Consider the following 740-nt stretch of genomic DNA (forward strand, 5'->3'; position numbering starts at 1 on the left):
GGACAGGCGCGCCCGGCGCCTGTCCGGGCGGCTGCACGGGACGGCCGGGCACCCCCGGCGCCATGTTGGGCGGCATCGGTCGTCCCGGCTCCGCACCGGGCTGCTGAGAATCGAGGCGCTGCACCGGACGGCCGGGTACGCCGGGCGCCGTATTGGGCGGGGCAGGGCGTCCGGGCTCGGCGCCGGGCTGTGCGTCCGGGCGCTGGACCGGACGGCCCGGCGCGCCGGGCGCGGCGTTGGGCGGCGGCGGTGCCGCGCCGGGCCCGCCGGGACGCTGGGTCGGGGCCTCGCGGTCGGGAGCGCCCTCACGGCGCTGCGCTGGGTTATCCGGCGCGCCCCCGGGGGGGGCGCGGTCCTGATCCAGCCCCCGGCGATTGCGATCGGGGCCGCGCTGCGGTTGCTCCGGTGCGTCCGGCGCCGGACGGTCCTGATCCCGCAGGCGGCGGTCCTGATCGGGCCCGCGCTGCGGCTGCACCGGACGTTCGGGATCCCCCCGCTGCGCGGGCGACGGATCGCGCTGCGCGGGCGGCCGGTCGGGATTGCCGCGGTCCGGCCCGGGACGATCGGGCGCGCGCTTCTGGTCCGGCACCGGACGCTCGGGTGCCGCGCGGTCCCGGCTGTCCGGCTGGCGATCCGGTTGCCGCTCCTGCGCGGGCGGCGGCGGCGCGGGCCGCTGCTCGGGGGCACGCTCCCGCGGGGGCGGCTCGGCCTGGGGCTGCCGCTGGGCCGGCGGCTCGGGA

At 81.8% G+C, this 740-nt stretch carries 1 protein-coding gene; it reads left to right on the plus strand.

Features of this window, described 5'->3' with window-relative positions:
• Nucleotides 1-397: 397 nt before the first annotated feature.
• Nucleotides 398-740: hypothetical protein (locus FV233_RS31020; RefSeq protein WP_210249528.1), on the plus strand; the 343-nt coding region annotated here is incomplete at its 3' end.

Origin of the sequence: Methylobacterium sp. WL7 (assembly GCF_008040085.1) — a bacterium.
Classification (GTDB): Bacteria; Pseudomonadota; Alphaproteobacteria; order Rhizobiales; family Beijerinckiaceae; genus Methylobacterium; species Methylobacterium mesophilicum.